At 43.5% G+C, this 23,903-nt stretch carries 15 protein-coding genes and 1 other RNA gene; 8 read left to right on the top strand and 8 right to left on the bottom strand.

Annotated elements, in window-relative coordinates:
• From AC1DXF_RS00560 to AC1DXF_RS00545, 4 genes are all read left to right on the top strand, one after another.
• Nucleotides 1–2,343, top strand: coding sequence for a GumC family protein (locus AC1DXF_RS00560; protein WP_477445027.1), 2,343 nt, complete (start codon nt 1–3; stop codon nt 2,341–2,343).
• Nucleotides 2,344–2,396: 53 nt separating this feature from the next.
• On the top strand, nt 2,397–3,539 hold the full coding sequence (locus AC1DXF_RS00555; protein WP_477445025.1) for a glycosyltransferase family 4 protein: 1,143 nt from the start codon (nt 2,397–2,399) through the stop codon (nt 3,537–3,539).
• A 5-nt stretch (nt 3,540–3,544) separates the two neighbouring features.
• Nucleotides 3,545–3,982 (top strand): GNAT family N-acetyltransferase, encoded by a 438-nt coding sequence (locus AC1DXF_RS00550; RefSeq protein WP_477445023.1) that lies wholly within the window; start codon nt 3,545–3,547, stop codon nt 3,980–3,982.
• 501 nt (nt 3,983–4,483) lie between these two features.
• Nucleotides 4,484–5,197, top strand: a complete 714-nt coding sequence (locus tag AC1DXF_RS00545) for a WecB/TagA/CpsF family glycosyltransferase (RefSeq protein WP_477445021.1) — start codon at nt 4,484–4,486, stop codon at nt 5,195–5,197.
• Between the two features lie 571 nt (nt 5,198–5,768).
• On the opposite strand, the gene AC1DXF_RS00540 is transcribed toward AC1DXF_RS00545, so the two are convergent.
• The 3 genes from AC1DXF_RS00540 to AC1DXF_RS00530 all read right to left on the bottom strand — a co-directional run bounded on the left by AC1DXF_RS00540 (nt 5,769) and on the right by AC1DXF_RS00530 (nt 12,582).
• Complete coding sequence (locus AC1DXF_RS00540) at nt 5,769–6,086, bottom strand: ISAon1 family transposase N-terminal region protein (RefSeq protein WP_477445019.1); 318 nt, start codon at nt 6,084–6,086, stop codon at nt 5,769–5,771.
• Nucleotides 6,087–6,207: 121 nt separating this feature from the next.
• Nucleotides 6,208–6,576, bottom strand: a transfer-messenger RNA (tmRNA) gene (gene ssrA, locus AC1DXF_RS00535).
• A gap of 129 nt (nt 6,577–6,705) precedes the next feature.
• Nucleotides 6,706–12,582: a DUF3320 domain-containing protein gene (locus AC1DXF_RS00530; protein WP_477445017.1), complete on the bottom strand. Its 5,877-nt coding sequence runs from the start codon at nt 12,580–12,582 to the stop codon at nt 6,706–6,708.
• 502 nt (nt 12,583–13,084) lie between these two features.
• Between AC1DXF_RS00530 and AC1DXF_RS00525 the strand changes: the two genes are divergently transcribed.
• Nucleotides 13,085–13,939, top strand: a complete 855-nt coding sequence (locus tag AC1DXF_RS00525) for a hypothetical protein (RefSeq protein WP_477445015.1) — start codon at nt 13,085–13,087, stop codon at nt 13,937–13,939.
• 70 nt (nt 13,940–14,009) lie between these two features.
• On the opposite strand, the gene AC1DXF_RS00520 is transcribed toward AC1DXF_RS00525, so the two are convergent.
• The 3 genes from AC1DXF_RS00520 to AC1DXF_RS00510 all read right to left on the bottom strand — a co-directional run bounded on the left by AC1DXF_RS00520 (nt 14,010) and on the right by AC1DXF_RS00510 (nt 16,557).
• Nucleotides 14,010–15,533 (bottom strand): Gfo/Idh/MocA family protein, encoded by a 1,524-nt coding sequence (locus tag AC1DXF_RS00520; RefSeq protein WP_477445013.1) that lies wholly within the window; start codon nt 15,531–15,533, stop codon nt 14,010–14,012.
• A 5-nt stretch (nt 15,534–15,538) separates the two neighbouring features.
• Nucleotides 15,539–16,219 (bottom strand): 3-keto-disaccharide hydrolase, encoded by a 681-nt coding sequence (locus AC1DXF_RS00515; RefSeq protein ID WP_477445011.1) that lies wholly within the window; start codon nt 16,217–16,219, stop codon nt 15,539–15,541.
• Nucleotides 16,220–16,428: 209 nt separating this feature from the next.
• The gene (locus tag AC1DXF_RS00510) at nt 16,429–16,557 is read right to left on the bottom strand and encodes a hypothetical protein (RefSeq protein ID WP_477445009.1); all 129 of its coding nucleotides are present in this window, start codon (nt 16,555–16,557) and stop codon (nt 16,429–16,431) included.
• Between the two features lie 291 nt (nt 16,558–16,848).
• On the opposite strand from AC1DXF_RS00510, the gene AC1DXF_RS00505 reads away from it, so the two are divergent.
• Nucleotides 16,849–18,126, top strand: a complete 1,278-nt coding sequence (locus AC1DXF_RS00505) for an RDD family protein (RefSeq protein ID WP_477445007.1) — start codon at nt 16,849–16,851, stop codon at nt 18,124–18,126.
• Nucleotides 18,127–18,212: 86 nt separating this feature from the next.
• On the opposite strand, the gene AC1DXF_RS00500 is transcribed toward AC1DXF_RS00505, so the two are convergent.
• Complete coding sequence (locus AC1DXF_RS00500) at nt 18,213–19,250, bottom strand: glycoside hydrolase family 43 protein (protein WP_477445005.1); 1,038 nt, start codon at nt 19,248–19,250, stop codon at nt 18,213–18,215.
• Nucleotides 19,251–19,279: 29 nt separating this feature from the next.
• Nucleotides 19,280–21,733: a TonB-dependent receptor domain-containing protein gene (locus AC1DXF_RS00495; RefSeq protein ID WP_477445003.1), complete on the bottom strand. Its 2,454-nt coding sequence runs from the start codon at nt 21,731–21,733 to the stop codon at nt 19,280–19,282.
• Nucleotides 21,734–21,972: 239 nt separating this feature from the next.
• Here AC1DXF_RS00495 and AC1DXF_RS00490 point away from each other — a divergent pair, with 239 nt between their 5' ends.
• Nucleotides 21,973–23,091 (top strand): sensor histidine kinase, encoded by a 1,119-nt coding sequence (locus AC1DXF_RS00490; protein WP_477445001.1) that lies wholly within the window; start codon nt 21,973–21,975, stop codon nt 23,089–23,091.
• 1 nt (nt 23,092) lies between these two features.
• Entirely contained in the window at nt 23,093–23,827 is a 735-nt protein-coding gene (locus tag AC1DXF_RS00485; RefSeq protein WP_477444999.1) for a LytR/AlgR family response regulator transcription factor, read from the top strand.
• Nucleotides 23,828–23,903: the final 76 nt, after the last annotated feature.

Below are 23,903 nucleotides of genomic sequence, written 5' to 3'. Positions count from 1 at the left end.
ATGAGTAACAACGCCGCACAGTTTTTAACCTTCGCTACCGAAAAGGAAAAAAAGTCATCTGTTAGTTTAAGGTCGCTTTTTGCCAAATATGTTTACAATTGGCCGGTAATTTTAGCAACTACCATATTAATGCTTATTATAGCTTTTGTTTACCTGAAAATTGCCCATCCAATTTACCAGGTAAAGGCAACTTTGCTGGTTAATATCCCGAAAGATGCTGATAAACCCGATGCCAACCAATCGGTTTTAGATAAAATAGATTTGCCCAAAACATCAGATGTTGTTGAAAATGAGCTTGCCAAGTTAAAATCGGCCAAACTTATTAACCAGGTTATTAATGATCTTCAGCTTAATGTAAACTATGAGCAAAAAGATGGTTTACTGTATAAAGATATTTATGCTTCTACGCCTTTTAAGTTAGTTTTTATTAGACCTAATGCAGATGCCGATGAGGAAATTAAAATGTCAATCGAGATAAAGGACGACAAAACCTTCCTGATGAAGACTGACGGGGATTACAAACAATATTCCTTTAATGACATTATGCATACCGGAATCGGTAGCTGGAAACTCATTCCAACGGCCAATGTCTCTTCATTTAAAAATAAAACTATCAGGATATCACTGCTCGACGCCGATAAATTAACCGACTATTATCAAAAAAATATAGATGCAAGCCTGGAAGATAAACTGGCCACAGCGGTCGATCTTACTTTTAGCACGACCGACAAGCAAAAAGGAAAGGATATTATTAACCACCTGATCCAGGTTTACAACCTGGATGAAATAGCCGATAAAAATAAAGAAACACAGAACACAATCAGCTTTATTGATCAGCGGCTGGCTTCGTTAACCGGCGAACTAAACGGCGTTGAAAAGAATATTGCCAATTTTAAAAGTTCCAACAGGCTTACAGATATCACCTCTGATGCCAAATTCGAGCTTGAAAAACTTCAAAATAACGATAGCCACCTCAGCGAAATTAACGTTCAGTTAAGTGTTATTAATGGTATTGAGCGGTTTGTAAATTCGCCACATACAGCCGATAAGGCTCCCGCGGTTATAGGCATAAATGATCCCTCACTGGTAAGCTCGGTCGAAAAGCTTTCCCAATTGCAATTGCAGCACGATCAGTTACTAGCCACTACGCCGGAAACCAACCCTGATTTTGAAGAAATCAATGCCCAAATTAAAACAACCAAGGCCGCCATTAAAGAGAATGTAAAAAACATTAAGGCGTCGTTGCTTAATGCCCAAAGTAAACTTCAGGCACAAAGCTCAAGTTCTGAGTCGTCGATATCAAACCTGCCAAGCCAGGAGCGCCAGTTTATCAGCATTAAGCGCCAGCAATCCATCAAAGAAAACCTGTATATATATTTGCTGCAAAAGCGCGAAGAAGTTTCTTTAAGTTACGCAACTACGGTATCAAATTACAAGATACTTGATACCGCCCATACTTTGCCATCAAAATGGCCCAATAAAAAATTAATCTACCTGGTTGCACTGATTTTGGGCATCGTATTGCCCGCAATAGGCATATACGTGGCACATTTATTCCGTGGCGTTATATTGGACCCCACGGACATTGAAAACGCTATAGAACATCCTGTTTTATCAGAAGTGGCTTTGGATAGCGACGCTCCGGGCATAGTGCCCAAAAAGGGCTTGGTAACAGAACAATTCAGAAGCCTGAGAACTAAGTTACATGATCTTTATGACGCTGGTAGGCAGTCGCATGTTACCCTTGTTACGTCAAGCGTTTCTAACGAAGGAAAAAGCTTCATCACAGGTAATCTTGGCGTATCATTGGCCAACACGGGCAAAAAAACGATAATCCTGGAGCTTGATTTAAGGAGGGCGGCAATTAAGGACCTTTTTAAGTTATCAAAAAAACATGCGGGCATTTCAGATTACCTAAATGGTAAAGTCCAGCTTCAAAAAATCATTCAGCCATCAGGCGTCAACCCGGCGCTTGATATAATAAGCAGTGGTTCGTTCATTTCAAATCCAACGGAACTACTTGAAAACGGCAAGTTGGATGAGTTGCTTACCGAATTAAAAAACATTTATAGCAACATCATTATTGATAGTCCGCCAGTGCACCTCGTAGCCGATGCCCACATTATAGCGCGCTTAAGTGATGTTACTTTGTATATAGTGAGGCAGGGCATTACCCGCAAAAGCGAGTTAAAATTCATTAAAGCCCTGGTTAAAGAAAACAAGCTGCCTAATATGCAAATAGTATTTAACGGCGTGAATGTTAAAAAATTTGGTTATGGCTATGAATTTGATAATTCATACTACAAAGCACCCCCGGCAGAGAAGATAATAACATCAGATTAACAAAGCAGGAAATGACCTTAAACAGTTGTTATTATCCGCATTATCGGTTTTAAATGAAAAAATTATTTATCTGTTCTGAATTTTACGCCGGGCTATTGCCGTTTGCAGCCACTATTGTAAATACAATACGCGATGACGATAGTTACGGTATATTTGTTTGTACCGCTAAATGCGATTACCGTAAGGCGCTTACGCCCAATGGCGATAATTATATTTTTTTAGACTTCCCGGAAAGTAAAATTAAAGGCTTGCTGCACAATGTATACCCTAAACTCTTACTAAAAACCATAGATAAAGTTTGTAGGGATAATAATATTGATGTAATCCATTTGTTAACTGAGGATTCTTCGCTCGCTCTTCATGTAAAGCGATTGAAAAAGCTGGCCAAAGTATATTATACTGTACACGACCTTTTTTTTCATGAAAAGGTTTATAAAAATATATTAAGCTGGATTTTGCGTACCGTGTTGGTAAAAATGAGGGTAACCCGGCTTATAAAACAAACAGATAACCTGGTAACCTGTAGTAAATACCAGTATAATTGGATGTTAAAGTCATTTGTTAAAAAAAGTATCTTCTATCACAATTTCCCAACGCTGGTTACCGATATTATTAAAAACGGTGAAATGAAGGTTCCCGAATTAGCTGGTATTGATAATTATATTTTATTTTTTGGCCAGGTAGAACAATATAAAGGAGTTGATATTTTGTATAATGCCTTTATAAACGATACTACCGGTACCTCAAAGCGCCATTTGGTGATAGCCGGCAAAGGACATATTTATTTTGAACGGAATGTTCAAAAAGAATCGAATGTCTTATTCATAAATCGCTATATAGATGATGAGGAAATAAAAAGCTTGTTTACCAACGCCTTTTGCGTGGTGTTTCCTTACATATCCGGTACCCAATCGGGTATCTTATCCCTCCCATATTATTTTAGAGTGCCATCGCTGGTGTCGGATATTTCTTTTTTTAAGGATCTAATAGTCGATAATGTAACCAGTATTAGTTTTAATAACGATGAGCCGGGCTCAATTATTCACAAGATCAATGATCTTGACGCTTCCACGCGCGAAACCCTGAAAACTAATGCTTTTGCCTTTTATCAGCAAATTTATGATCGGGAAGCTTTAAAACAACAGCTACTGAGTGCATATGCAGGCAGTTACAGCACTCATAAGCAACTTATTTAACACAAATGGAGATAATATCAATTACCGAAAACCACCTTGATGACTGTATTAAAATATTTACCGATGCCTACAACTCGCCTCCATGGAATTGCCAATGGACAATTGAAAAGGCGGGTAGGTATCTATCGGAACTTATCCATAATTCCAGTTTTGTTGGGTTTATAATATATGAAAACCAACACCCCGCTGGCGCAGTTTTAGGACATAGAAAAACATGGTGGACGCATGATCAGTTAATGATAGATGAGCTTTTTGTTAGCAATGCTTCCCAAAAAAAAGGCTATGGCAAAAAATTAATGGCGCAATGCGAAGAATATGCTGATAGAAACCAAATCGGGTTGCTGGTGTTGATGACAAACAAATATCTGCCGGTATTTAACTTTTATGAAAGTATTGATTTGCTGGCCGCAGACCAATACGTATTTATGTTTAAACAACTGTAGGCCTTTGTTTCCGAAGTTCAAAATGCCACTATCTATTCTTTACAAGAATAAATAGTGGCAAGTCTGAAACATAATTGATACCTTAAACTAAAGGTGAGTCGCGCGATATCCCCTACTTTGTAGGGGATAAATATTTTGAATTTTAAATACCTGCCGCTTTAAATAAATACTGACGAACAATTAATGCTAACAGTATAGCTAAACTATTTTAGTTACCATTCGAGGCTTTTTTTGTATCAGCCCTGTTTAAATTCAACATTGTTAGTTTGACTAAGATGTTCTAAATCCAGCAGAAACAAGATGCAACTTAAAAGCATAGCTAAATAAGTTTCGTTTGCATACCCTGACTTTTTTGATAGTATTATTTCGTATAGGTTAATATGTTCCGGTTGTAATTTATTGTCCCGGTATTTCTGGCTCTTGGTTTGCCTAGTGTTAAGCAGCATAAAAATAAGCAACGGCGGCGAAAGAATTTAAGTCTCCATGAATATCCCAAGTACTATGGACATATACAATATATTTACTTCCAGGATACCTGCGGACATTGATTATTTTGATCCTCGAAAAAGGAAGCTGATTACTTTTTTAAATCCCCATTCTTATACTTTGGCCTTTAATAACCCGGAATTATTTGAACGTTTTGATGTTATAGCACCAGATGGGATATTATTAGTACTAGCGTTAAACTGGATAAAAGCTGCGGCTTTTAAAATCAAAAGGTTTTCATGTGATATGACCTCTATTGTTCCATTTGTTTTTAAGATTGCACTTGAAAATGAGTTAAGCGTGTTTTTTTTGGGTGCAGATGCTCAAAGCATCGACGAAACTGTAATGGTGTTTAAGTCCAATTATCCCAAGCTAAATATTGCAGGTTATCAGAACGGTTATTTTTCCGGGAGAGAAGAAAGGCAGGAGTTAATTTATAGCCTTGTCTTGTCAAACCCTGATATAATATTTATAGGAATGGGAACAATTTTACAGGAAACAATGGCAGTTGACCTAAGGGGAGCAGGTTATACAGGCGCAATTTATACCTGTGGTGGTTTTTTACATCAAACGAGGAAAGAAATTAACTTTTATCCTGAATTTATCGACAAGCTAAATCTACGATTCTTTTATAGATTGGTTAAGGAGGAAGGCTTTTTTAAACGCAGCATAAGAACCTATCCGGAGTTTTGTTTTTTAATAATTCGAAATTTTTTTAGCTTTAAGTAAAGAAAGCTTTATAGTGATCTCGAACAAATGAATATATTATCGCCATTGTGTTAAAGTGTTACTGATATTAGCAACTTTAAAAATAGTAATAAATACCCCTAGGTTACCGACGATAAAGACAAATAAATGTATTTTTTTTAATTAAATATTAATTCTCCGTTTCCATAATCGACTTTAAAAAATAACACGTTACCAGATAATTATTAAGTAAATGAGAGTTATCGGGCGTTAGTTTAATTAACCAGTTGATTATTTATGGAAATTAATAAATATCAATATTAAAACAATACTTCTCAATACTCATACAGTGACAGTGTTTGCCCAGAGTGTAGATTTATTTCCCATATTCGACGCTGACTTATTTAGAGCTTCGATGTTGAAAAAAATAAAAATTAACCTTTGGTTTATTTCCCTTCTCAGCGGCTGTCTAAAAACGGTTATATAAAGTTGGTGAGTGTTACTTAGATACGATGAAATTGTCCGCGCGCTTCAGTCCGGGCTCTTGATCTCCGTCCTAGCAAATCGCCCGGACGAATACCGAATTCTGTTGTCATCCGAGCCCCTTTACTCACTAAATCCAAGATCCTCGTAAAGATCTCCCACTGGATTTTACTTCCCTTCTGCCTTGTTTGATGCATAGCACTACTTTATGCCTACGGATAGGAAAATCCTGGACGGCTGCTTCAGGCAGAAAGCCTTTCGACTCTAATTGCGCTTTTTGATAACCTGCCGGCGGCAGATTCTTTTCTTCGAGGTAAATATTTAGCTGACCGTTTTCAGCTGGCTTAGCATCAGTCAGTTCAAAATCGTCTAAAAGGCCTTGAGGTAAGATCAGGCGAATCAGCGTTTCGTAAGCATTCGACCAGTTTTTTGTGGTATTGTTGTACATCGCAAAACAATGATTTTTTTCCTTTTCCCCAAAACATTCTGCTCCCAAATGACACCAAAATGCAACAAAAAACCCCTCAAACGTAGCGTTTGAAGGGTTTTAGTGGTGTTTGATACCGTTTTCGTGGAGCCGGAGGGATTCGAACCCTCGTCCAAACATGGTATAAGGTAAGCTTTCTACATGCTTAGCTTCTGTTTAATTGTCGGGAACAGGAAGGTCAGTCGCTTACCTGTACCGTGTTCCGTAGGTGCTTTATCTCGCCCGCTTATCACACCCCAAGCAGGCCAGTTTCATTTGTCGATGCCCCTGATGCCGATCCAATGAAACGCAGAACCGGCGGGACAAAAGCTATGCTAATTCTAAATTAGGCAGCTAAGGCGTAGTTATTTTCGCCATTTGTAAGTTTGAGCGTTCAGATTTAAGCGCTAATTCACCCAACGCGCTGCATGCTTACCTACTTATCTCCATCCTGTCAATTCCGGTCGACCCCATTTTTTTGAGTTCGCAATTTGCCGGTGGGCAGTTTGCAGTTAAGGGTACAAATGTAGTTAAAAAGTTGGCAGTTTTAAGTTAGCAGTTTGCAATATTTATATACTCATTGCTATTTTTTGCACACAAATCAACCACTATAAACTACACGCTCGCCATTTACAGTTGCAAAACGCTTATTCACCGCAATATTGATTCCGTTTAGCATGGCGCTTTCAACGTTGGCGCCTATCCTGGCAAAACCAAACAGCTTCGCCCCTTCCCTTACCAGGTCGGCCCGGGCCAGGCTTACCTGGTTATGAAGAATTTCGCGGATAGCGTTTGCTACCTCTTCGGGCGGCAGGTCATCAGCATCCCGTTTATCGGCATCGGTTTTGGCTATACGGTAGATGCTATAGTTTTCGGGACTTTGGTCTGCTTTCCAGAAATAAACATTGCCCCCTGCCGTTTTGGTTTGGGTGAGGTTCATCTGGTCAAATACCCCATCAAGGTGATTAACAAACCGCGCCGTTACCCGGCTAATTCCCCACGCTGCCAGAACCCGCCTGATGAGCAGATCCTTGCTTATCGGCGATTCAGTTTGCAGCACATTAAATACCTGCGCTTTGAGCTTGCCACGATTATGCTGCATAATAAAATCATCGGCCGTTAGGGTATGAACAGTATCTAAGTGGCTAACCTCGTATTCCTCGGCAACTTTTAAAATAGCCGGGGTTGCCGGCCGGGCTTGCGTTTCCGCAACAGCCTGGTTAAACGATGGTTTGTTGTTTAAATCTTCGGGGCGCGGTGGTACCGGCTTAGCTTTTTCCGTTACAGCCGGTTCGGCAGCTTTCTTTTTACTTTCTTCTGCCTTGGTAACCGCGTCCATTATGCCGCTGATAACCTTGTCCGGCTTCTCCCACCATTCTGTCGACCAGATCTTGTGCACATTCCATCCCAACGACTTTAACACATCAACCTGCACTATCTCCCTATCGCGCGAGGTGGTTGCCGCATGATAGTTTTTCCCATCGGTTAACACGCCCAAAATATAAGCCGATGGATTTTCCTTATCCACAATCCCAAGGTCAATCCTGAAATCAGAACAACCTATCTGGCTGTGTACTTCATAACCCTGTTTACGAACCGATTCGGCGATGCTTATTTCAAAGCCTCCGTCTTCTTTTTGTTTAACCGATGCACGCGGAGGCAAAGCGGTTTTTCCTTTTTCAGCATAAGCTAAAAAGGCTTTTAACCCTGCTACTCCTTCAGACGATGTGCGGTTAAGATCTATCTGGTCTGATCTTAAGGTAGAAAACACCTTCATCTCGTACCTTGCCCTTGATACGGCTACATTCAGCCTCCTCCAGCCCCCATCGCGGTTAACAGGACCAAAGTTTAGGCTTACCTTACCTCGTTCATCCGGGCCGTAGCCGATGGAGAACAGGATTACATCGCGTTCGTCGCCCTGCACATTTTCAAGGTTCTTAATAAATAATGGCTCGCCGGTCTCCAGGGCAATTTTTTCCAGATCGGGCCGCAGCGCAAATACTTCGGTAAGCATATCGTCAATCAACAGTTGCTGCACCGAACTAAAAGTTACAATACCAATGCTCCTTTCGGCCTGCAACGGATCGGATAATCGCTTAATTACCTCATCAATAATTGCTTTGGCTTCGTACTTATTCTGCCTGCTTTTTCCTTTATCATAATGCCCATCTACCGGCACAAAACTTACTTTGCTGGTAATATCATCTGTTGATGGAAAGGTAAGCAGCTTATTATCATAATATTTAGCGTTGCTAAACGCAATTAAACTTTCGTGCTTACTCCTATAGTGCCACAACAAGTGTTGCGATGGCATCGATAGCGCAAGGCAATCGTCCAAAATGCTTTCCAGGTCTTCCTTCTCCACATTGTCCTCATCAAAATTATTGGTAGCAAAAAAACTGGTTGGCGGCATTTGTTTCGGGTCGCCAACTACTATTACATTGGTACCGCGGGCAATGGCCCCTACTGCTTCACAGGTTGGTAACTGAGATGCTTCATCAAATATCACCAGATCAAACTTAGGGTTTCCTGCATCAAAATACTGGGCTACCGATATGGGGCTCATGAGCATACATGGCGCCAGGCGGTGCAGCAAATTAGGAATGCCATCAAATATCTTGCGGATAGACATAGCCCTCCCGTTATTCCTGATCACCCGCTGCAACATACCAATTTCCGAACTTTGTGAAGCCTCCTGTGTAAACAAGGGAATCCTTGCTGCCAGCCTTGCATATAACTCCTGCCTGGTAAGCATTTCAAACTTGCTGCTCACCTCGCGAAGCTTCCTTATTTTTTCGCCAAACAGGCCACTGTTAAAACTGGCAAGCTCCGGGTGCAGGCTTAATATATATTCGGCTGCCGAGCGGTAAAATCCTTTCTGAAATTGCCTCACCAGGTCGGCGTTCGTTATATTACCTTTTTCGTAGGCATCAAGTAGCGGGTCTAATCCGGCGATCACCGCTTTATCCCTGGTTAGCGTCCAGTTATGCCAGTCCTTCAATTCATCAAGATGTTGTACCCACTTAACGGCCTCATCAATCAGGTCGGCCGTATAGTCCCCGATACCAACAGGCAACGCGGCAAAGTTTATACCTAACAGTTGTTGAATTTGCCCTTCGGTAGTGGCTACCTGTTGTTCCGTAGCCAGCAAGCCGCTTAATGTGCTTGTGTTTGATATGATAAACGCCCTGCTGCCTTCGGTAAACTCGCGCGATAATGTCGCCCGCCATTCCCTTAACTGGGTGGCACCTACAAGCGTTCCTGCGGCGCGGTTAATATTGATAACGGCATCGCTTATAAGGATTAACGCGTCCCAGTCGGGATCGCCATTTTTCCATAAAAAGCCGAGCAGGCCGGGTAAAAAAGAGGCTTTGTCAATCACATCCTGCTCGGCCCGGAAGGCTATCACCTGCTGCAAGTCCTGGGCTATAGCCGATTTATCAATTTGCCCTGTGGCCGAAAGCACACGCATGTTTTTTGCAATTGCCCGCTGGCCCAGCCACCGTGGTAAAAACCATTTAGCGTCGGCAATATTCCACTCAGATAAAATTCTTTGAGCAGGTACATCCAAAACTTCTTTTTGGTACCGGCCAAGCAAGGCCGAACGTAGTTTATCGCGCTGTTGCCCGTGGGCCGCAACGCCTGCCACCTGGGCAAAGGTTTGTTCCGGGAAATCGGCCTGCAGCAATGATGCCGGGATATCGGGTAAGTCGAGCAGTAAGCTTACCAGGGTATGTAACGATTGCTGCTGTTCCTTGCTTTTAACCAACCCGTTTATTTTCAGCAACCTGCTTACACCAACAAGCTGGCTTTGGTATTTGCTTAAATGGTCAAGCAATTGTTCTATCAATTGGCCGGCGTCTTGCTTAACCTGGTTATTATACTGCTGCAAACGCATGTATTGCAGGGGATGGTTGGCCGGCTGGCCTATCAGCGCGCCGGCTACCTGTAATTCTTCGGCCACATCGTGCCACGCTGTTAGCTTTGCAGGGCTTAGCTGCGCTATCGCGCCCGCTGCGAAATATACCTTATCCTCCCCTTTTTCAAAACGGCTGTAGCTGCTAAACAGATCAAACAACGAATACCCGAACGGGTATTTTTTATGCAGCACTTCAACATAGGTATTCAACTCATTTCGCAGGGCAAACAGGCGGTCGGCCTCATCGCGGTGACTTTCAGGGGCGGCTTTGCGGGCTACCTCGGTTGCTGCTTTCAACTGCTCCAACACCGCTGTTTTTTTTGATTTGTTGGAATGCAACTCGAGGCAAAAATCGCCTATGCCTATTGATTCCAACCTGTCCTCTACCACCTCAAGCGCTGCTTTTTTTGCCGCTACAAAAAGCACCCGCTTACCTGCATATAAGGCATTGGCTATAATATTGGTAATAGTTTGCGATTTGCCGGTGCCCGGCGGCCCGTGCAGCACAAAACTTTTTTCTTGTCCCGAACTAACTATCGCCTGCAACTGAGATGAATCTGTACTGATAGGCAGCGCGATATTTGCCGGGTGCAGCTGGCTATCCTGTATCAGCGATACATCGGCATTTTCCTGCGCCTGCCACTCCAGCTTACCAGATACCAGGCTGGCTACCACCTTATTGCGATAAAGGTGTTCGGCATTGTTATGAATATCGTTCCAGAGGATAAACTTACTGAACGAGAAGGTTCCCAACACCGCCTGCTCCTCCACATCCCACCTTGATTTGGCCATAATAGCCTGCCGTACAATGTTAAATATCAGTTTTACATCTACCCCACTTTCGTCTTTAGGCAAAGTATCCAGGCCGCCTATGGTGATGCCAAAGTCCTGCCTTATCATCTCCAGCAAGGTAATGTTCACCATGGTTTCCTCGTCCCGGCTGCGAATTACATAGCCTTTTTGAGCCGATTTACGGATGATCTCGACAGGCACCAGCAACACAGGCGCATACCTTGGGCGTTCGCTGGCATCAGTTTCATACCATCTTAACAAACCCAAGCCGATGTAAAGGGTGTTGGCGCCATTCTCTTCAATTGATATTCGCGAGGCACGGAACAAACTGGTAAGCCCGTTGGTTAGCTCCGGCTCGGGCAAAAAGCTGCGGATGCGTTTTTGACTTAGCTCGTGCTGTATCAGCTCGGCAATCGGGTCCGATTGATGCAGTGCCTGGTACATACCGGCATCGCGCAGCGAATTGTCCCAATCGGCCGGCCTTGGCAACACCTGGAATTCCTGCCCATCGGCCAGGGCATCTTCCAGTTTACCTACGTTTACGGTCATAAACTGTACTACGCTTTTGGTTATGCGGATATTGAGCAGGCTGTTACGCAACGTAAGGTCGAGTAATTTACGTTCCCAGAGGCGTTGCTTGGAAATCTCGATATGATCAACATTTTTTAGCTTTTGCCCGGCGTAAATTTCGTCGGGCAGGGCGTTGGCCCGCTCCTGGCGGCTTTCTTCAATAATCTCCCAGCCTGCAGCGGTTTGTACCCGCAGTGGTAATGGCCTTATCCCGCTGAACCGGGCGCGTTTTACATCTATAAACAATATAAACTCATTGCCATTCAGCATTTTTTGTCCGGCCGATGCTGCTGCCGAATCAAATGAGGTATTGTTGCCCGCGTTCATACAGGTAGCTTCCACAATGGCTATTTCGCTAATGCCATCCGCGGTACGTTTGGTAATAAGCGATGGATCATCATTCACCGCATCGGCAAATGATTCGTCAACCAGCCAGCCGCCGGCAAAGGCGTGCCCTTTCACTATGATAATAATCGGGTGAATACCCACAGCCTCCATACAGGCGGCGTATAACAACGATAGGTCGAGGCAATTGGCCAGCCTGTTGGCAAATATGGCATCACAAAGCCGGATGCGCTGGCCGCTTTCTTCAAAGCTGGCAGGTACAGAACAGTATATCAGTTGCTGCTCGGCAATGGCCTCGTAAATGGCGGCCATTTGCTTACGTACCCTATCGGGACTACGGCTTTGGTAATCATCAAATGATGGGTTATCCGTCCAACTTTGCAAAATGGCAGATGCCCGGCGAAGGATTTTTGGGATTTCCGGGTGATTGGGTGTTACAAAAGCTGCCAGCATCTCGGGCAACAAGCCCAGGCCGTTCCATTGGTCGTAAGCAAGCAGTTCTATCTGGCGATTTTCTGATATTAGCAGTTCATCACCATTACGAATGATGATATTTATAGTACCTGATACCTTCTCGGTTAATTCGGCCAGGTATTGGGCTGATAAGTTGAGCTGTATAGCACCTGTTTCAAACGCATCCCCTTGTTTTACATACCCGTAAAGCCTTTTCCATGAAGGTGCAAATGCAGGTTCAACGGTAATTTCAACCTCGAGGGCATTCCAATCGGCACCGGTAGTGTTGTTAATTACCAGCGACCGGATTACCGGCACATGGTTTTGTTGAAGTGCGAAATTGATTACAGGGGTATATGTAAGGTTGATATCTGTTGCTGTTAAAATACGCGTGCTCATATTAGTTGAAAAGATAGAAATTTATTTTTATCTGCCCGGTATTAAACGCTGCGAATGTGTTTTTTTAATATACACAACTAAAATATGGGCATTGGGGTTGATAGAAATAGCCCCTTCTAAATCTCCCCCGGTTGGGGAGGCTTAATTATATTCCTCTGAGTCTGCCCGAACAAGTTGTCTTGTATACACGAGCATTATTAAAAAAAAGTTGTCATTTCGAAACGAGGTACGAGTGAGAAATCTTGTACGCCCTGCTTCACGATTAGCTCGCTAGGAATGCAGGACGTACAAGTTCTCCTCACGCCAGCGTTCAAGCCCCTCCCATGTTCGTTTGAAATGACATTTTTTTCTTACCGATACACTTCTACAAAACCCTGTACACACCGTAACCTGCCGTTGAGCATTTAGGTGCACCTTAAATTTTACATTTCTTAAAAAGCAACCATTTACCTCTTTTTAGAGTAATGACTAATAAAATCAACTATATCTTAAATTAAAACCTATGAAAAATTACAAGTTACCTCATGCAATTATTGCAGTGTTTGTAAGCATTGTGCTGTTGGGCACCTCATGCAGTAAAAGTTCAAACCGCATTATACCAACGCCGCAGCTTACCGGAGTTGTGCTAACCGATAACGCCACCTTCGGCAAAGTAATTACAGATAATAACGGATTCTCGCTTTATTTTTTCGCTAAAGATGTAAGCGGCACATCGGCATGTGTTGACGGTTGCGCTACTACCTGGCCCGTATTTTACAAAGCAGGCCTCACTATCGGCGCCGGCTTAACATCGTCAGACTTTGGGGTGATTAACCGGCCTGATGGCAGTAAGCAAAGTACATTTAAAGGCTGGCCTTTATACTATTACAGCAAAGACGTTAAAGCCGGCGATACTAATGGCGATAAGGTTGCCAATCTTTGGGCAATGGCAAAAGCCGACTACACCGTAATGTTTGGTAATGCACAGCTAATTGGCCTAGATAAAGTGCAATACAACGACCAGGGTATAGCCGGTACAGGATCGTCGCAATTTATAACCGACGACAGGGGGCTTACACTTTACATGTTTAGCAAGGATGCATCAGGCAAAAACAACTTTACCAAACCCGATTTCAGCAACAACGCCGCGTGGCCTATTTATGAGGTTACAGGAGTCGCCAGCATCCCTTCAATTTTTGATAAAACGCAGTTTACCACTATTGACGTATTCGGAAAAACGCAGCTTGTTTACAAAGGGCATCCGCTATACCATTTTGGACAGGATGCCGCAACCCGGGGCAATACCAACGGGGTAAGCTTTCCTGTACCAGGTAGTGCCATCTGGAAGGTGACCAACAGTACAACGGTAGCTTTATAAATTGATGAAGCCCCTTTTAACCGGGCGGGTGATAAATATCACCCGCCCGGTTTTATATTCCCCTGGTTAATTACAGTTTCAACTCGCCCCAGCCTTGCCGGTAAGTACGGCGAATGTATTGGTTAGCAGGCTCAAAGTTGGTTACGCGCATGTTTTCGCCATCCCAATTTAAGCCGGTGTACCTGCCACTGAATTTGTAGCCATCCATGTTTCCATAAACCGGGTCGTTTCGTTTTATCTTTTCGCGCAGGTTAAAGGTACGTAGCAGCAGGTTGCCCATTAATACGGTTTCGGTCAACGGCCCCGCGTAACCCACAAATGGCGAATCGACTTCCATTTTGCCATAACCTGCTATACTGGCATCAACCCATTGCCACCAATGACCATCCATACCGCCGGCAACACGCGGGTATTTTTCGGGTACGATTACATCCTTGTTTAACGCCAGCGGCAACAGGCGTGGGTGGCTTCCGCCCCACCCGCAGGAAACTTTTCCTTTGGTGCCTATAAATAATGTACAGCCTTCAAAATCATTTTCGCCGGGGAAATCGCCCAGCGCTTCATTCATGTTTAAAGCAGGGTCAAGCTCGTTAAGGCGTTCGGGTGTTATACCGCCATCCATCCAATACAGATCGAGGTTTTTACCATTTTGCTGCTTAAATTTAAACTTAATAGAACTGGATACCGGCCCGCTTTCGGGATAAATACCTTCTTTAAAAATGCCGCTGTAAACGGTGCTGGCACTGCCCGAAACTTCGGTTGGGTAACCCAGGCCAAGCAGTTTAAAAGGCGGCCCCATAATGTGGCAGCCCATATCGCCCAGCGCGCCGGTGCCAAACTCCCACCAGCCACGCCAGTTAAAGGGCACCAGGTTATCAATGTAGTTGGTTTGCTTTGCAGTACCCAGCCACAGGTCCCATTTGAGTTCTTTAGGAATTGGCGGACTTGTTTTTGGCCAGGAAATACCCTGCGGCCAAACCGGCCTGTCGGTCCAGCAGTAAACTTTTTCAATATCGCCTATGAGGCCGGCTTCAAACCATTCGCGCATGGTGCGCATGCCATCGCAGGATGCACCCTGGTCGCCCATTTGGGTTACCACCTGGTATTTTTCGGATGCCTGGGTTAGTATGCGGGCTTCGTAAATGTCGTGCGTTAAAGGCTTTTGCAGGTACAGATGCTTTTTGAGCTGCATAGCGCTCAAGCCAACCAAAGCGTGGTTATGATCGGGTATGGCAACGGTTACAGCATCAAAGTTTTTATGCTGTTTATCAAATAGCTCGCGCCAATCATGATAATAAGGCGCCTTTGGAAACTCCTTGCGGCGCGGCGCGGCCTGCCTGTCGTCAACATCGCATAAAAAGGCTATAACGGCATTCTTTTTCGGCGTGGTAGCAAAATGTTTAATATCGTTCTCAGCCTCGCCGCCGCAGCCTATCGCGGCAATATACAGTTTATCGCTTGGCGCGGTGTAACCTTTGCCACCCAGCACAAAACGGGGTACAATGTAAAAACCAGCCGTAGCTATAGCGGCTTTTATTATAAAGTCGGCCCGGCTTATGCCATTGTTACTTTTTGTTTCATCCAATTGCTCCATGGTTATTACTTATGCAATGGTTTAACAGCTACTTCCTTAAAAAATACAACATCGTCATCGCCATGGTTTTGCAAGCCTATATAGCCTTCATTAGGACGAGTGCCGCGGAACGGTTCAAAATCAAATTTGCGGGCCGGTGTCGGGTCTCCCTCCTTATAGTCGGTTACTTTTTGGCCGTTAACAACAACTATAGTTCGCGGGCCATCCAATGTAATTTCCATCGTATTCCACTGCGGGCCGGGCTTGCCGGGTTTGGCCAATGGTTTGGTGAGTGAGTACAATGTACCTGTTATGTGGTAATCATCCTCTTTTGATGTTTCGGGATGGTTATCTATCTGCACTTCATATCCATAAAATACAGGCATCCATTCTTCGCGCGGCTCAATCGGGATGCGGATGAACACGCCCGCATTACTGTTAAACTTTTGCATTTTGTAAACTACCCGGATAGTGCAGTTGCTGAATTTTTCCTTCGTCCAGTATAATAAGCCCATGCCGCCGTGGCTGCCGGTTAAGCCATCCTTTACATAGCGGCTGCCTTTGCCAACCTGTTTCCAGCCGTTAAGGTCTTTACCGTTAAAAAGCTGTCGCCAGCCATCCTTATTTTGCGCTTTGGCATCTGTTGAAAATAAAATAACAAGTGATAAACAGGCCGCCAGGCCTTGTTGAAAATGCTTTTTGATCATGGCAGACAGGAATTAAATAGTTTGTAACTGGTTATACTAATGTAGAAATATTTATTTGAAAGATGCAAGGGCATACACCCAAAGGCCAGGCAACCGGCGACTGCGAATAACCTAATTTTTACTACCCTGTTTATGATATGTATTCCTATATTTAGGATATAAAAATTACTATGCCTAAATCTACATTTACAAGCAAAGCAAATATATCCTTAGCCGCAATTATTATAGCCATCGCGGGTATTGTTGCCGATAGTTTCGCTTATCGTCGATCCTATGTTTTTAATTTGATTAAAAGCATAGCGTCGTCTATCCAGTTTAACTGGGTACTTGATCGCCATGCGATTAATCATGAAGATAATTACATTAACTTATTTTTTTACGTCATGTTATTGACAGGCGGTGGATTATATTACGCTTCAAATCAAAAAGAAACCCGGCTTGTTAGATTTGGGTTTTCTGTCGTGTTTTGTAACAAGTTGGTCTTAACTGCATTTGCTATACTAAATTACGGGTTAACCTATCAATTATATTCCCGGGACGAAAGCGTGCTGGCAAGGCTGTGTTACTTTAGCCTGTTTTTGTCATTTCAGTTCGGCGTTATGTGGCTTAGCTATATAATTTTGCGCTTTTTGAGGAATACAAAGGAACCCGGAACCGAATTAATCGGCTATGGCGAAAATATTGTGCTTAGTTACCATTACCCAAAAAAAAGGGAGCGGCTTTTCCATTTCGTGATTGATAACCTGATAATCATATTATTATATACAACGCTGTATGACCGACTCGAAAACTTTTCGATGTACCCGAGGGGTGAAGGAATTTTATGGTTTTTAGTTAAATATGCCTTTAACCCGTTTTTTTCATATGTCGTGTTAAGGTTTTCGTATTATTTTATTTTTGAGCGAACATTTGGTTCCACGCCGGGAAAAATGCTTGCCGAAAATTTAGTGGTGACGGAAGATGGAGAAAAGCCCGACACATCCCATATCCTGAAACGAACGTTTTCCAGGTTTATCCCATTTGATACTTTTTCCTTTTTAACTGGTAACAACTGGCATGATAACTTAACCTACACTACTGTAATGGCCGAAAAACCATCCGGAATCAAGGGCGACAGGTATTTTGCTATTATACCTATAACGATGGCTGTAGTTGCTATTTATTATTTTGGTACCAACTTTTATTCAGCTTATAGAGACGATAGATTCAAACAGGAAAATGTCAAATACAAAACTCTTGAAATTAATGACCAGCTAAGCCATTTAAGCGATCAGAATTATTTGGAATTAACAGATAAAAACCAATATCAGCCGTATGGCAACTTTTATCTGAAAGTGCAAAGTGTTAGTAACGATGAAGTAACATTGGTTGAAATAAACTTGCAAAAGGAAATTTCCGAAACTGTGATAGACGCCGGGAACTATTACCTTGCCCATAAAGATTCACTTAAACAGATAAAGCTTACTAAAAAGCAGTTATACGAAGCCATGATAGTAGATGAATATGCTGATGATAACTCATCCGTAATAAAAATCAATGGTTTAAGTATGGTTATAAAAACGATTTATACGCGCGGGCAGCCTGCCATCGGCCTGAGCAATTCTGACGGTTATGGGAGTAGTTATGTATCCATGGGTTTGGTTAATAACGGCTGGCGTGGCAGACTGACTAATATTGAAGTAATTGATGGCGGAATTACGTTTAAAGACAGTACACCCATCGAACTCGCTGCCGCTACCCAACGAGGCCTGCAAAACTCAATTCGGCTTGAAGGATCGGTTAACGGTAGCAATAACGACTTTAAGGTAAATATTACCGTGACCGATAGCGTTGGAAATAACAAACAGGTTTACCAGCTGACAGGCAACACCGGCAATAGTAAAAACCGGGGTATGAGAAAGTTATAGTTTCTGAATATTCCGCTTTCAAGCAGGACTTATGTAGTGAAATAACGTTTAATTTGTAACTAACAGGCAACGTTTTATCAATATATTTAATTCCCCGATGGCATATCAAGAGGCAAGCCCTCTTTTAATGGAACGCCAAAGTCGGGCGAGCCATCTTTTTTCCAGCCAAATTTTTGCGCCCGGGGCGACCGGTCATTACCACAGCCCTGGCCTGGTTTGGAGTTGGCGTGGTACAATATCCAATCCTCCGTTCCATCAGGCGATTTAAAGAATGAATTATGGCCGGGTGCATAAACGCCGTTTTCCGGCGATTGCTTAAATACGGGTTGGGCCGATTTTGTCCATGACGAGGGATCCATCAAATTACCGTTTTTTGAAGCTGTAAGCATGCCAAGGGCATAATAATCCGTCCAGCAGCCACTTGCCGAGTATACCAGGAATAGTTTATCGTTATGTTTCAAAATCTCGGGGCCTTCGTTCACGTTAACATGCGGCGGGTTTGATTGCGCGCCCAGGTCGCCATACTTTTCCCAGTCAAACTCAGGGCTTGATATTTTTACCCGCGGGCCGTCAATGGTGCAGGCATCTTTCATTTTGGCTATGTAGATGTTTTGCTGCACGTTAACATTGCCTTCCCAGCCCGCCCAAAGCATGTATAACTGTCCCTTGTTTTCAAATACCGATACATCAATGGCCCATTTGTTGGTGCTGTCGCCTACTTTTCCTTTAAATTCCCAGGTGCCTTCTGTTGGGTCGGCAGTGGGGTTTTCAAGTACATAAATCCGATGGTTGTTGTTATTGCCATCATCGGCAGCAAAATACATGTACCACTTACCTTTTATAAAATGAAGCTCGGGCGCCCAAAGTTCCTTTGAGTAGCTGGTACCCACCGGCGGCGCCCAGATTGTTTTTTTGACGGCTGTTTTCAGTTGCGTGATATCTTTAGTTTTCCAGATAGCCAGGTGATTCCCTGTTGAATTGGTATAATAATAAAAACCATCTTTGTAAATAACCCAGGGATCGGCCCCGGAAGGCAGTAAGGGATTAGTAAAAGTTTTTTGCTGGGCAAAGCCCGATTGGGCCACAACCATTAAAGCGAGACATATTTTTATAATGTTTTTCATGCCCTAATATAGGACACAATCGTTTATATCTATAACCGTCTTCTTTCATCCTTTGATGCATTGTCATCTTTCCGTTGAGTTTTGTTTTTTGAGCCAAATGAGCGATAATAGGTAAGCTTGATGATCGGAAAACTTCTTGATTCGCCATTGTACCGTACCCATACCTGCGAATTAAAAGCGTCGCGGGTAAGGTGGCCGATATAAGCGTAATAGCTTGCCGACGACAACAAATCGGTAAATGATAGCTGGAAACTGCCTTTATTATTATCCAACTCCTTTTTTATCCCCAGGTTCAGCATCCTGTTTCCGTTGCTTCTTGAGGTAGCATAATACGCCGCTGAATAGGCATAACCGGAAACCTCCACCGAGATGCTCTTGGGAAGTTTAAATGTTTCGCTAAAATCAACCGATCCGGCAAAGTATGATTTGATAAAAGTTTGCGGCGTATAGTCCACTTTGTATTGCCGCCAGCCGCCAACAAAGCCATAACGCCCCTCCCACCAGCTTGTTATTTTTACCGGGATGCTTGTTTGCAGGGTGATGTTATTTTGATAAGGTGCGTTTTGCGGGGCAAGGTAAACCAGCCCTTTAGATGGCCCGGTAGAAATCTGTGTTTGTAATATCACATCTTTATCGCGGCTGAATAAAATCGAAAACAGGTAATCGTGGTAATTATAAGCCAGTTTAATATTATCGGTAATGGTAGGTTTTAACGCAGGGTTGCCTGTAAAAACAGATACCGGGTCATTATAGGTTACGTAGGAAGCCAGGTCGCTGTACGATGGGCGGCTTACGCGTTTGGTATAGGATAACTGCAACTGGGAATGGTCATTAAGTTTCCGAGTCAGAAACACACTCGGGAACAGTTTCTTCAATTTCCTGTCGATGTTATATTGCGCGTTGCTGGCGTTATCCGTACTGTTGTGCGAATACTCGTAGCGTGCACCTATAACCAGGCTGGTCGCGGTATCCAATTTTGCATTTAAAGTTGCATACCCGGCGCCAATCACCTCCTTTGTAACCAGGTTATTGGATACCCCTACACTGCTTAGTACCCATTGGCCGTTTTGCATGTTTTCAATTCCTGATGTGCTGTTGCTGCGGGTGAAAGTGCCTTTTGCACCCGCTTCTAATTTTAGTCTGGAGGTTATTTGTTTTGAATAATCCGCTTTAAGTACCGATACTTTTATAGCGGTACTGGCCAGGTCGCGCTGGCGGGGGGCATACAGGCTGTCGCCGGCTCCGGCCAGGTTACCATAATTATCAACAAAGGTGCTTTCAACATTTGTTTGCCCGTTGTTTTTGTAATAAATATAATCCGCATCAAAATTGATTTTTTCGCCTTTACTTAGTTCCCGTTCCAGGTAAATGGAGCCAATGGTATTGTAAGTGCGATTAATGCCATCGAGGTAGGAATTGAACAGCAAAACAGAATCGGGCTTAAGGGCATAATGGCCATGGTTGTAATTATTGTTGTGGTTACTCCCGGCCGCAAAATAGATACTGGCGCCAACGGTTGTCTTTTGATTGGGCCGGATATCGGCACCAATTTCAGCATCCTGGTATTTGGCTATTGGTTTGGCAAGCCCTGTATACATAAACTCGGTTTGCCCACCTATGGCTGGTACAATTTCCGTTCCACCTGCAAACAACTCACTATGGCCACGATCATGAGCATACGAATAAGAAGCCCGCAGGCCCACCTTACCGGTATTGTGGTTGATTGAGATATTTGCTGATCCCTTTTCGCCCCGGCCATATCCCGCCGTTACGGTAGCAGATCCGTTTGTACCCTGCTGTTTATTTTTTTTGGTGACGATGTTAATAAGCCCGGCATTGCCGTCAGCATCGTACTTGGCCGGCGGGGTATTTAACAATTCTATTTTTTCAATATCATCGGCGCTTATGCCGTTTAGCAAAGTAAGCACCTGCGGAATGGACATCCGCATCATCTTACCATCCAGCATAACCATTACTCCGCCCTTCCCGTTCAGCGTGATACTGGTATTTTGGGGGTTGATAATTACCCCGGGCGAGCGCTGCAATACCTGCAAAACCGAACTGCCTTTTGTTAGTATACTGCTTTGAACGTTTACTACCATCCCACCAGGCTCCTGCTGTACCAAAGGCTTATCGGCCCGGATCATAACTTCGGCCAACTGCTTGGAGGCTGCTTTTAACCCGGTAACGCCAAGGTCTTTTGACGGCCTTGCACCAGTGAGCTCGAATACGGGCGACGACCAGGCTTCGTGAGCCATATCGCTTACTTTAATCATGTACCTGCCCCGGGTAACCGGTTCAAACCTGAAAGCACCTTTATCATCGGTAAGCGCCGATTTTATCAGCGCGTTATCGGTACTATCAAATAATATTACCGTTGCAAATGAAACAGGTTGCCCGGTGGCATCCACAAATTTTCCTGATACCTGGGCAAACGATGCCTGGCAAAGAAACGTTAGTAAGCTGATGATTAAGTATTTCATAGGTCAATTACAAAAGGTTGTATGACCAAAAGAATACAAACCAACTACCGCACAGAAATCCGATTGACAAGCGTACTGCCCCGGTTGATGAAATACATTAAAAGTGCCAAAGTTTATTAAAACAGTCCGTATTTATTACAATTTACCGGTTATACACCAACAGGTGCATTTGGTCAATTAATTAAGGCCGTTGAGATTGCGGCCATTAAAAAATAAATCAATTAGCTGTATCTTTAGCTATGCCTCAAATTCAATCCAAACAAAACTGGCTAATCAGGTATAAATTGTATCACCTCCCCTTTTGGTTTTTATACAATTACCTGTGGTGGGTATTTTCCCAGGGCGATCCTATTGGCGTTGCGCGCAGCATCTTTTTCTCTCCCTACACGGTAAAGTTTAGTTTTTACCTGATATTCCAGGCTTTGGCGGCGTATTTTAATCTGTATTTTTTGATGCCACGTTATATGGAAAAGGGCAAATTTGCGCAATACATAACTTACGAGTTATTAACCATCATCATCGCTGCCATGCTGATTGTTCCGGGTTATTTTTTAAGCGCCATCCTATCGGGCAAAACAATGGATGATTTGTATGGTAGCGGGCCGCATAACTTTTTCACCCTTTTCCTGGCCAATCCGCTGCCATCAATAGTGGCCAGCAGCACCCTTGCCATGAGTATTAAGCTTACTAAAACCTGGGCACAAACGCAAAAAAGGCAACAAATGCTGGAAAAAGAGAAGCTGGAAACCGAGCTTAAATTTTTAAAATATCAGTTTAACCCCCACTTTTTGTTTAACAGTATCAATTCCATATTTTTTCTGATCCACAAAAACCCTGATATGGCATCCGCTTCGCTGGCCAAATTCTCTGAATTGTTGCGGCACCAGCTTTATGAATGCAACGATCAGCAAATCCCCCTTCAAAAAGAAATAGCCTATCTTGAAAATTTTATAGAACTGGAAAAGCTGAGACATGATACCGAAGTTGAAGCCGATATCCGGCTAACATCCCCGCTTTCCGGCCGCCTGGGTATTGCCCCTTTTATTTTAATGACTTTTGTAGAAAACGCATTCAAGCACGTATCGGCCCATGTAAATGGCAGCAATTGGATCAGCATAAAACTTGAACTGGAAGGGCAGCGGCTTAGCTTGTTTGTAAGCAACAGTACAGCCCCTGGCGAGGCTAACCAAGCGGTAAAATATGGCGGTATAGGGTTGGCCAACGTTAAACGAAGGCTCGATTTGATGTACCCCGGCATTTATGAATTGGATATTGACAGCCAACCCGATACTTTTACGGTAAAACTACAGCTAACACTTGCTGTGCTCCAAATATCACCAACAATGCAAATGGCTTAATATGAATATCAATTGTATAATTGTTGACGATGAGCCATTGGCCCGCGAAGGGCTTGGAAACTACGTTCGCGAGGTGGATTTTTTACAACTGGCGGGCACTTGCGAGAACCCGCTTGAGCTTATGAAACTGCTTGACCGGCAACCTGCCGACCTGATTTTCCTGGATATCCAGATGCCCAAAATGAATGGGATAGAGTTTTTGAAGATTATGCAAAAACCGCCCATGGTAATTATTACTACCGCCTACCCTACCTATGCACTGGAAAGCTTCCAGCTGGATGTGCTGGATTACCTGCTTAAACCCATCACCTTCGAGCGTTTTTTTAAGGCGGCCAGCAAAGCCCGGGATTATCACCGGCTGCTAACGAAACCTGCATCAGCCGATGTCATTAAAACCGAAAGGCCGGACGATTACTTTTTTATTAAATGCGGTAGCAAATATGAAAAAGTACCGCTGGATGAGATCCTTTTTGTAGAGGGCATGCAAAACTACGTGAACATATTTACGATGAAAGGCAAATATGTAACCATGCTATCCCTTAAAAACCTGGAGGAAAACCTGGCCGGCAAGGCTTTTATCAGGGTGCACAAATCATACATCGTGGCCATCAACAAAATTGATGGGATTGAAGGCAATGAGATATTTATCCAAACCAGCAAAATCCCTATCAGCCGCAATTACCGGGAGCAGGTGATTGGCCAGGTGGTTACCAACAGGCTTTGGGATAAAAAATAGCCAGCAATTAGTGCAACCTTGCGTGGACGGCAAAAAGCAGCTATTAAAAAACGACTGTCCAATTTGTAGAGTTGTT

The sequence above is a fragment of the Mucilaginibacter sp. P2_A5 genome (assembly GCF_056404995.1).
The sequence above is the reverse complement of the archived record's forward strand: the minus strand, read 5'-3'. Positions and strand labels throughout refer to the sequence as shown.

Excerpts from the sequence above, each read along its gene's own strand:
- AC1DXF_RS00540 (WP_477445019.1), bottom strand. The coding sequence starts at position 6,086 with ATGTACAACAATACCACAAAAAACTGGTCGAATGCTTACGAAACGCTG.
- AC1DXF_RS00515 (WP_477445011.1), bottom strand. The coding sequence starts at position 16,219 with ATGATCAAAAAGCATTTTCAACAAGGCCTGGCGGCCTGTTTATCACTT.
- AC1DXF_RS00545 (WP_477445021.1), top strand. The coding sequence starts at position 4,484 with ATGGACATATACAATATATTTACTTCCAGGATACCTGCGGACATTGAT.
- AC1DXF_RS00520 (WP_477445013.1), bottom strand. The coding sequence starts at position 15,533 with ATGGAGCAATTGGATGAAACAAAAAGTAACAATGGCATAAGCCGGGCC.
- AC1DXF_RS00560 (WP_477445027.1), top strand. The coding sequence starts at position 1 with ATGAGTAACAACGCCGCACAGTTTTTAACCTTCGCTACCGAAAAGGAA.
- AC1DXF_RS00485 (WP_477444999.1), top strand. The coding sequence starts at position 23,093 with ATGAATATCAATTGTATAATTGTTGACGATGAGCCATTGGCCCGCGAA.
- AC1DXF_RS00530 (WP_477445017.1), bottom strand. The coding sequence starts at position 12,582 with ATGAGCACGCGTATTTTAACAGCAACAGATATCAACCTTACATATACC.
- AC1DXF_RS00525 (WP_477445015.1), top strand. The coding sequence starts at position 13,085 with ATGAAAAATTACAAGTTACCTCATGCAATTATTGCAGTGTTTGTAAGC.
- AC1DXF_RS00555 (WP_477445025.1), top strand. The coding sequence starts at position 2,397 with ATGAAAAAATTATTTATCTGTTCTGAATTTTACGCCGGGCTATTGCCG.
- AC1DXF_RS00510 (WP_477445009.1), bottom strand. The coding sequence starts at position 16,557 with ATGGCGATCAAGTACCCAGTTAAACTGGATAGACGACGCTATGCTTTT.
- AC1DXF_RS00490 (WP_477445001.1), top strand. The coding sequence starts at position 21,973 with ATGCCTCAAATTCAATCCAAACAAAACTGGCTAATCAGGTATAAATTG.
- AC1DXF_RS00500 (WP_477445005.1), bottom strand. The coding sequence starts at position 19,250 with ATGAAAAACATTATAAAAATATGTCTCGCTTTAATGGTTGTGGCCCAA.
- AC1DXF_RS00550 (WP_477445023.1), top strand. The coding sequence starts at position 3,545 with ATGGAGATAATATCAATTACCGAAAACCACCTTGATGACTGTATTAAA.
- AC1DXF_RS00495 (WP_477445003.1), bottom strand. The coding sequence starts at position 21,733 with ATGAAATACTTAATCATCAGCTTACTAACGTTTCTTTGCCAGGCATCG.